This is a genomic window from Mesorhizobium sp. M1E.F.Ca.ET.041.01.1.1, assembly GCF_003997355.1.
GTDB lineage: Bacteria > Pseudomonadota > Alphaproteobacteria > Rhizobiales > Rhizobiaceae > Mesorhizobium.
Genome location: NZ_RZSL01000277.1, coordinates 1 through 8,036, shown reverse-complemented (window position 1 = coordinate 8,036; position 8,036 = coordinate 1). Strand labels below are relative to the sequence as shown.

Genomic DNA, 8,036 nt, shown 5'->3' with positions numbered 1-8,036 from the left:
CTTTTCCGTCGCGCAGCACTCGCTGCTGGTCGAGGCGCTCTATGGCGAGTTGGTGCCGGCCGCGTCTGCCGAAGCGCGGCTTGCCGCGCTGCTGCACGATTCCCGTTTCCGCAATGTCGCGGTCGGGCGTGTCTATGGCAGCGCGGCCGAGGATGGCGACCCCGGCGCCTGGCAGGCGCTGCGCATCGCCAACGGCATCGCGGAAAGCGGTTCCGACTACCAGCTCGGCGACGCCTTCCCGCATGATGTCTTGCTTGATGAGACCGGTGGCGTCGGCTTCAGGAAGGGCTGCTATGTCGGCCAGGAAGTGGTCTCGCGCATGCAGCATCGCGGTACAGCGAGACGCCGCGTGCTGATCGCGTCCGCCGACGGTTCCCTGCCCGCTTCCGGCACCGAGCTCACCGTTGCCGGCCGGCCGGTCGGCGCGCTCGGCTCGGTCAGTGGCAAAACCGGTCTTGCCATCGCCCGCATCGACCGCGTCAAGGCGGCGCTCGATGCCGGCGAGAAGATCATGGCCGGCGACGTCGCAGTGACGCTTGCCATTCCTGCCTGGGCCAAGTTCACCTTTCCGCAGGACGCGGTCAGCGCGGAGGAGGCCTGATGGCGGCCGACCGGGCAGGCGCGCCGCCGCGCGCCTGGCAACGCATGCTGTCGGGCCGGCGGCTCGACCTGCTCGACCCCTCGCCGCTCGACATCGAGATCGCCGATATCGCGCATGGGCTCGCCCGCGTCGCCCGCTGGAACGGCCAGACCAGCGGCGAGCATGCCTTTTCCGTCGCGCAGCACTCGCTGCTGGTCGAGGCGCTCTATGGCGAGTTGGTGCCGGCCGCGTCTGCCGAAGCGCGGCTTGCCGCGCTGCTGCACGACGCGCCGGAATATGTCATCGGCGACATGATCTCGCCCTTCAAGTCGGTGATGGGCGGCTCCTACAAGGACTGCGAGCTGAGGCTGCAGCGCGCCATCCATCTGCGCTTCTCGCTGCCGGCGGAGCTCGGCGCCCCCTTGCGCAAGGACATCAAGCGCGCCGACCAGATCGCCGCCTACTACGAGGCGACGCTGCTCGCCGGCTTCTCGACGGCGGAGGCGACCGAGTATTTCGGCCGGCCACGCGGCTTTTCCGCCGACCGTTTCGACATCACGCCGCGCTCGGTGACCTGGGCGCAGACGGCATTTCTGAAGCGTTTCACGGCGCTTGAGGCTGAACGCCAGGCTTTTCTTGCGGTGAATTCCGCAACGTAAAAGAACGCTAAATTAACCGGCAGCGATGACAGTGACGTGTTCAGTCACGGTCAGCAGGCGCGCTCATGCCCGTCGCTCATGTCAAGACTGGTTCGGCCGCCGGCAGGCGGAAAGCAACCCGTGTTGGTCCGGCCGGGCGGATAGCCGAGGAACTCCGAGCGCAGAACGAACGCTTTTCGGCCGCCGTCGAGAACATGTCGCACGGGCTGTGCATGTTCGATGCCGATGAGCGCATGATCATCTGCAACCGGAACTACATCGACCTGTTCCGCCTCGACGCCAAGGTGATGAAGCCCGGCATCCGCTTCTTCGACATCCTACAGCACAGCGTCGATATCGGCATCGCCTCGCAAAGCGCCGAGGAGCTCTATGCCGTCCGCAAGCCCTATATCGACGGCGCGAAGCCCTCGACCTATGAGGAGACGCTGGCGGACGGGCGCATCATCGTCATCTCGCACCGGCCGCTGGCTTCCGGCGGCTGGGTGTCGATCTACGAGGACGTGACCGAGCAGCGGCGCGCCGAAGACGAGTTGAAGGAGCAGCACCGCCGCTTCGACGCCGCTTTAGCCAACATGTCGCAAGGGCTGCTGATGTACGACACCGACGGCAAGATGATCGTGCGCAACCAGCGTTTTCTGGAGCTCTACAAGGTCGCCGAGGCGGACTTCCCGTTTGGAACGACGCACCGCGACGCGCTCGAACGACTGATGGAGCTCGGCATCTACACCTCGATCGACGTCGACAGCGAAGTCGCCAAGACCGAAGCCTGCCTGCGGGCGGGGAAGATGCAGTCGACCTACCGCTATCTTTCCGACGGCAGGACGTTTCTGGTCGTACGCCAGCCGATGAGCGGCGGCTGGGTGGTGACCTTCGACGACGTCACCGAACGACGCCGCGCCGAAGAACGCATGACGCATCTTGCGCATCACGACACCCTGACCAACCTGCCCAACCGCTCGATGTTCCGCGAGCGGCTCGACCAGGCGCTGAGCGAGGCCAACGCCGCGCCGCTGGCCATCTTTTCGATCGACCTCGACCGCTTCAAGGCCGTCAACGACACGTTCGGACACCCGGCAGGCGACTGGCTGCTGAAATGCGTGGCCGAGCGCTTGCGGCGCTGCCTGCGCGGCGAGAAAGATGTGGTGGCCCGTTTCGGCGGCGATGAATTCGCCATCATCCAGTTCAACATCAAGGCGGCGGCCGATGCCGAAAAGCTGGCCAAGCGCATCATCGAGATCATCGGCAAGCCTTATCGCGACAAGGGCCGCGAGATGCATGTCGGCGTCAGCCTCGGCATCGCGCTCCATCCCGATGACGGGCGGGACGCCGACACGCTTTTGACCAATGCCGACATGGCGCTCTACCGGGGCAAGAGCGAGGGTCGCAACATCTACCGCTTCTTCGAGCCCGGCATGGACGCCATGGTGCGGGAGCGCCTGGCACTCGAAGCCGATCTCGAAGCGGCGCTCCCCAAGCGCGAGTTCGAACTGGATTTTCAGCCGATCCTCGACATCGCATCCGGCGATATCGTCGGCGCCGAAGCGCTGATGCGCTGGCGCTCGCCGTCGCGAGGGCTGGTGCCGCCGGAAGACTTCATCGCGGCGGCCGAGGAAACCGGGCTGATCGTGCAGCTCGGCGACTGGGCGCTGCGCAAGGCCTGCAGCGTGGCGGCAAGCTGGCCGCGGGACGTGCGCATGGCCGTCAACGTCTCGGCCGCCCAGATCAGGGGCGGCGGCTTCGCCCGCGGCGTGATCTCGGCGCTTGCCTTTTCCGGCCTGCCGGCCAGCCGCCTGGAGCTCGAAATCACCGAAACGGTGATGATGGACGAGAGCGATACGGTGCTGAAGACGCTCGGCCAATTGCGCGGGCTCGGCGTTCGCATCGCGCTCGACGATTTCGGCACCGGCTATTCCTCGCTCGGCTATCTGCGGCGTTTCCCGGTCGACAAGATCAAGATCGACCGCTCCTTCATCCGCGACCTCGACAAGCGCGACACGGCGGCGATCGTACGCACCGTGATCGGATTAGGCGCCGAGCTCGGCATCACCGTCACCGCCGAAGGCGTCGAGACCGAAGCGCAGCTCGAGATGCTGCGCAAAGCAGGTTGCGGCGAGGCACAAGGTTTTCTTATCGGCGTGCCGGCCAAGGCCCCAGAGACGAGCCGGCTGCTGCGCTCGCAGGAAAAGCTGCGCCAATCCGGCTGACGCCAGGCACCGTCAGCGCAGCGTCTCGATGTATTTCTCGTGGAAGCTCACGTATCCCGGCTCGACCACCTTGAGATGCCGCCCGATCAGCCGATGGAACGCCGGCAACTGGTGGAACGGCACGCCGGGATAAGCGTGATGCTCGGCATGGTAAGGCATGTTCCAGGCGAGCTTGCGGACAAACCAGTTGGTGATCGTCGTCCTGCTGTTTTCCAGCATGTTGGCGACGAAGGGGCAGCGGCCATGCTCGGCCAGCAGATAGAGCCTGAGGAAGGGCTGCCCGAGCAGCGCCGGCACGATCCAGACGTAAAGCAGCACGGTCGCCTTGAACCAGAGGGCAAGCGCCAGTAAGACGACGTAGAAAGCGATCATCGCGCGCGCCTCGGCCTGCACTTTCGGCAAGCCCTTCGGCGGCACGTAGCTGTCCCGGCAGCGACCGCCGGCATTGGTGCAGAGCGTCTTGAAATGCCCCCACCATACCGGCAGGCCCGAGACATGGACGATGTATTGCCGCAAGGTCTCGGGCTTCGGGAAGGCCAGTTCCGGATCGTTCTCCGGATCCTGGGTGAAGCGGTGATGGGCGAAATGAAAATAGCGGAACCAGTCGGCGGGCAGCGCGATCGCCAGGCTGCAGAGCCGAGCGACGGCATCGTTCAGCCACTGCGTCTCGAACGCCGTCCTGTGCAGCGTTTCGTGCAGCAGCGTGAACAGGAACACGATCAAGATGCCCTGCGGCAGCATCAGCAGCGGCCAGAACGGAACCTTGACCGCGATCAGCGCGCCGAGACCGACGATGGCACCGAGATGGATCGCGAACTGGAGGAGGCCCGGCCAGTCTGACTTGCCGGTCAGCCGGCTGCGCTCCGCACTGCTCAGCGAGGCGATGACGTCGCGGTGGTCGACGGGTTCGTTGCGGCCGATTGCGTGCATGAAACCAGCCTACTCAGCAAGAAACCTTTCGAAAAACGAGGATTTCTGTAAAATAGATAAGATTACCTTATCTTTCGGATTGCCATGGTCGCACTTCCATCGCTGAGGGGACTTCAGGCGTTCGAGGCGGCTGCGCGCACCGGCAGCTTCGTCGCGGCGGCGGAAGAGCTGTCGATTTCGGCGGCCGCCGTCAGCCAGCTCATCCGCACCGTCGAGGAGCAGATGGGCCGCAAGCTGTTCCACCGCGTCAACCGGCGCGTCGTGCTCACCGAAGCCGGCGTCGAGATGCTGCCCAGGCTCACCATGGCCTTCCAGGAGATCGGCAGCGTCGCGCGCGGCGGCGATGCTTTCCGGCCAAGGCTCGTCATCTCGGTGCCGCCTTCGATGGCGATGGGCTGGCTTTCCGAGCGCCTCGCCGGCTTCGTCGCCAGCCACGGCGCCGCCGACATCTCGCTCAGAGGCGACGACGACCCGGTGCCGTTCGACCATGAGCTGATCGACATCCGGCTTTCCTACGGCCCGCATTATCGCGAGCACCCGACCGAGGAGATCGTCCGGGACGCGGTCTATCCCGTCTGCGCACCGGGCCTTGCCGGCGCAATCAAGTCCGAAAACCTCGCCGGTCTGCCGTTGATCCACACCGACTGGGGACCGACCGGCGCCTCCTTTCCGTCCTGGCGCAACTGGTTCGAGGCGGCCGGCATCGAGCCAGGGCGGGCGGCACGGCGCGGCCTCTCCGCAAACTCGTCTCGGGCGGCACTCGACCTCGCCATGTCAGGGCTGGGCGTGGCGCTAGCGCAAGGCATTTATTGCGCCCGGGCGCTCGAAGACGGCAGGCTGGTGCGCCCTGCGGCCGGCGCGCTGGAACTGCGCCAGCCCTATTGCCTGACGATCCCGGAGCGCAGCGCGAGACGCGATGTCGTGGCTGCATTCCGCGAATGGCTGATCGAGGAATGTCGGCGCGCGGTCAGGTCTCCGGCGCTGATCGCCTAGCAGTTAGAGATGTCCAGCCAATGCGGCCACCATATCCTTGCTGGTCGCAACGGGAACGATCTCGAACTCGACCAGATCGGCCCATTCGATGACCCAGCGCTGCAGCAGCGTGACGTCATCGGCCTCGACCAGCAGGAAGCAGCGGCTCATGTCGCCTGCGATCCAACTGTGGTGCACGACGAGCTCGTCTGGCTTCAGCCGGCCCTTGTCGCGGAAGCGGCGGTAGATTTCCTTGCGGTCGCAGCCGCTGAAATCCTCGATTACGAAAAACAGCATCTTTGCCCCATTCGAGCAGCTATCGTTCCAGGCGCTCCAGGAACCACTGCGTCAGCCGCACCCAGACCTCGTCCTTCTCGCCGGAATCCTCCCAGCCATGGTCGAGATTGGGATTGTCGTTGACCTCGATGACGAAGACGCCGTCCTTGGTCTCCTTGAGGTCGACGCCGTAGAGCCCGTCGCCGATGCACTTTGCCGCCTTGACCGCCGTCTCGACGACATGCGGCGGCGTCTGCTTCAGCGTGAAGGTCTTGATGCCGCCCTGGTCGGGCTTGCCGTTGGCCTTGTGGTTGACGATCTGCCAGTGCTTCTTGGCCATCAGATAGTGGACGGCAAAGAGCGGCTGGCCGCCGAGCACGCCGACGCGCCAGTCATATTCGGTCGGGATGAATTTCTGCGCGATGAGGAGGTCGGAATCCTCCAGCCACTCGGTCGCGAGCTTCGTCAGTTCGGCGAGGTTCTCGCATTTCTTGACGCCGCGCGAGAAGGACGAGTCCGGGATCTTCAACACCAGCGGAAAGCCCAGCGTCTGCGCCGCAAGCTCAAGGTCCGAGGTGCCGGCGATCATCACCGTCGGCGGCACCGGCACCTTGTTGTAGGTCATCAGCTCGTTGAGATAGACCTTGTTGGTGCAGCGGATCATCGACAATGGGTCGTCGATCACCGGCATGCCTTCCTGCTGGGCGCGGCGCGCGAAGCGGTAGGTATGATTGGAGATGGACGTCGTCTCGCGGATGAACAGCGCGTCGTAGTTGGCGAGCTTGGCGAGATCCTTCCTGGTGATCGGCTCGACCTCGACGCCCATCTTTTCGGCGATCCGCGCCCAGTAGCGCAGCGAGGAAATTTCCGACGGCGGCAGTTCCTCATGCGGATCGACCAGCGTAGCGAAAGTATAGCGCGCCGGCGTTCGGCCCTTGGTGTCGCGCCATTCGCGGTTGGTATAGGTGTCCAGGCACTGCAGGAAAAAGGCGTCCTCTTCGTCGGTCATGCGGGCGAGCGGCAGGAAGCCGATCTTTCGGATCGAGGCCCATTCGGCGCTATCCTTGATGTGGACCTCGAGCGCCGGCGCGCGGAACCAGTCGAACAGAAGCTTGGTGAAGCGGTCCCACACTTTCGACGGGCCGATGCCGAAGAAGACGGCGACCTTCGACGGGAAGGTTCCGCCGAGATCCTTGCGGCATTTGTTGAGCGCGAGCTCGAGCTCGGGCAGCGCGTGCTCGTAGAGCTTGCGCTCCGACAGGTCGATCATCGTCTCGACGGTAGGGATCACCTTGTGGCCGCGCGAGCCGGCGAGCAGTGAGGCGTAGTAGCCGCGGCTCTGGTAGCCGTAGTTGTTCGACAGGTTGATGACCTTCGGCCGCTGGCCGCGAAACAGCGCCGGATGCGCGAGGTAGTCGCGGTTGGTGATGATCTTGTGCGGCGTCGCCACCTGGTCGAGGTCGTTCTGCCTGCCTGTGAGGATGACCCAGGTCATTGTTTCAGCGTTTTCCCAGAGTGATGGCGGCGCGCAACCCGTCGCGGCCGAACTGCGCCATGTTCATGAAGATAGCGTAAGGCACGGGAATGTTGGCGGCGTCGAGGATTGTCTCCTGCCTTTCGTCCTCGACCCAGGGATCGTGGATCAGGATATGGTCGCCGTCGTCGCCGATGGCGAGCACCCAATGCGGCACCTTCTTGCCGAACATCAGGAACCCGCTGATCAGCACCAGCACCAGCTTGCCCCCGGCAAGGGCGGTACGGATGTCGTCGATGCCGAACGGACGGTAATTCACCGGGATGCCGTAAAGTTCCGCGCGACGGCGAAAGTCGACCTGGGCGAGTTCCATCACCCGGCGTTTGTCCTCGCTGCGCACCGACTGCAGGAACAGCGCGCCGTGGAAGGAGACGAAGATCTCGGCGGCAAGCCCGCTTTCATAGCCGGCAACCGCCAGGCCGAAAGGCTCGCAGCCGCCCGGCCCCGACATCATGAAGACGGTGGTCGCCTCGCGCCACAAGCGGATCTCCATGACCGGATCAGGCACGAAGCCGTGGTCGAAATTGGCCATCGCCATCATCAGGCAGCAGGGGCCGCAGGTGAATTCGCAGGTCTGCTGGTAGAACGGCACCCCAGTAGCGGTCGGGACGTCGCCGCGCAGCGTCTTTTCGTAACGCAGCGCGGTGGCGCCATCCTCGTAGTAGTCGGGCTCGCGGCCGATCCTGCGGTAGCCCGCCTGCTCGTAGATGCTGATGGCGCGCTGATTGTCCTCGCGCACTTCGAGCCGCAGCATCATGCGATCGTGCTCGTAGGCCGCCTCCTCGGCCGCGGCCAGCAGTTGGCGGCCGATGCCGAGGTTGCCAAAGAACGGACCGACGGCGATGGAATAGAGCCGGGCCACGCCGCTGCCCTTGCGAAAC

The 8,036-nt window shown here is 64.8% G+C and carries 8 protein-coding genes; 4 read left to right on the top strand and 4 right to left on the bottom strand.

The window, feature by feature from the left end:
* The 3 genes from EOA38_RS21250 to EOA38_RS21240 all read left to right on the top strand — a co-directional run.
* Nucleotides 1–601, top strand: a 601-nt coding sequence (locus tag EOA38_RS21250; protein ID WP_145966019.1) for a folate-binding protein YgfZ, incomplete at its 5' end; no start/stop codon positions are given.
* On the top strand, nucleotides 601–1,239 hold the full coding sequence (locus tag EOA38_RS21245; RefSeq protein WP_126094916.1) for an HD family hydrolase: 639 nt from the start codon (nucleotides 601–603) through the stop codon (nucleotides 1,237–1,239). The genes EOA38_RS21250 and EOA38_RS21245, both read left to right, overlap by 1 nt.
* Nucleotides 1,240–1,304: 65 nt before the next feature.
* Nucleotides 1,305–3,443, top strand: coding sequence for an EAL domain-containing protein (locus tag EOA38_RS21240; protein ID WP_127300155.1), 2,139 nt, complete (start codon nucleotides 1,305–1,307; stop codon nucleotides 3,441–3,443).
* Between the two features lie 12 nt (nucleotides 3,444–3,455).
* Here the strand turns inward: EOA38_RS21240 and EOA38_RS21235 are convergent, their stop codons facing one another.
* Nucleotides 3,456–4,373 (bottom strand): fatty acid desaturase family protein, encoded by a 918-nt coding sequence (locus EOA38_RS21235; protein ID WP_126094918.1) that lies wholly within the window; start codon nucleotides 4,371–4,373, stop codon nucleotides 3,456–3,458.
* Between the two features lie 84 nt (nucleotides 4,374–4,457).
* Between EOA38_RS21235 and EOA38_RS21230 the strand changes: the two genes are divergently transcribed.
* A complete protein-coding gene (locus EOA38_RS21230) occupies nucleotides 4,458–5,366 on the top strand; it encodes a LysR substrate-binding domain-containing protein (protein WP_126094919.1) in 909 nt (302 codons plus the stop codon).
* A 3-nt stretch (nucleotides 5,367–5,369) separates the two neighbouring features.
* Here EOA38_RS21230 and EOA38_RS21225 read toward each other — a convergent pair whose 3' ends face one another.
* From EOA38_RS21225 to EOA38_RS21215, 3 genes are all read right to left on the bottom strand, one after another.
* Nucleotides 5,370–5,642 (bottom strand): DUF3303 family protein, encoded by a 273-nt coding sequence (locus tag EOA38_RS21225; RefSeq protein ID WP_126094920.1) that lies wholly within the window; start codon nucleotides 5,640–5,642, stop codon nucleotides 5,370–5,372.
* Between the two features lie 19 nt (nucleotides 5,643–5,661).
* Nucleotides 5,662–7,116 carry a RimK family protein gene (locus tag EOA38_RS21220; RefSeq protein ID WP_126094921.1) on the bottom strand — a complete coding sequence of 485 codons (1,455 nt, stop codon included), beginning with the start codon at nucleotides 7,114–7,116 and terminating at the stop codon, nucleotides 5,662–5,664.
* A 4-nt stretch (nucleotides 7,117–7,120) separates the two neighbouring features.
* On the bottom strand, nucleotides 7,121–8,036 hold a 916-nt coding region (locus tag EOA38_RS21215), incomplete at its 5' end, for a GNAT family N-acetyltransferase/peptidase C39 family protein (RefSeq protein ID WP_127300154.1).

Excerpts from the sequence above, each read along its gene's own strand:
- EOA38_RS21245 (WP_126094916.1), top strand. The coding sequence starts at position 601 with ATGGCGGCCGACCGGGCAGGCGCGCCGCCGCGCGCCTGGCAACGCATG.
- EOA38_RS21240 (WP_127300155.1), top strand. The coding sequence starts at position 1,305 with ATGCCCGTCGCTCATGTCAAGACTGGTTCGGCCGCCGGCAGGCGGAAA.
- EOA38_RS21235 (WP_126094918.1), bottom strand. The coding sequence starts at position 4,373 with ATGCACGCAATCGGCCGCAACGAACCCGTCGACCACCGCGACGTCATC.
- EOA38_RS21230 (WP_126094919.1), top strand. The coding sequence starts at position 4,458 with ATGGTCGCACTTCCATCGCTGAGGGGACTTCAGGCGTTCGAGGCGGCT.
- EOA38_RS21225 (WP_126094920.1), bottom strand. The coding sequence starts at position 5,642 with ATGCTGTTTTTCGTAATCGAGGATTTCAGCGGCTGCGACCGCAAGGAA.
- EOA38_RS21220 (WP_126094921.1), bottom strand. The coding sequence starts at position 7,116 with ATGACCTGGGTCATCCTCACAGGCAGGCAGAACGACCTCGACCAGGTG.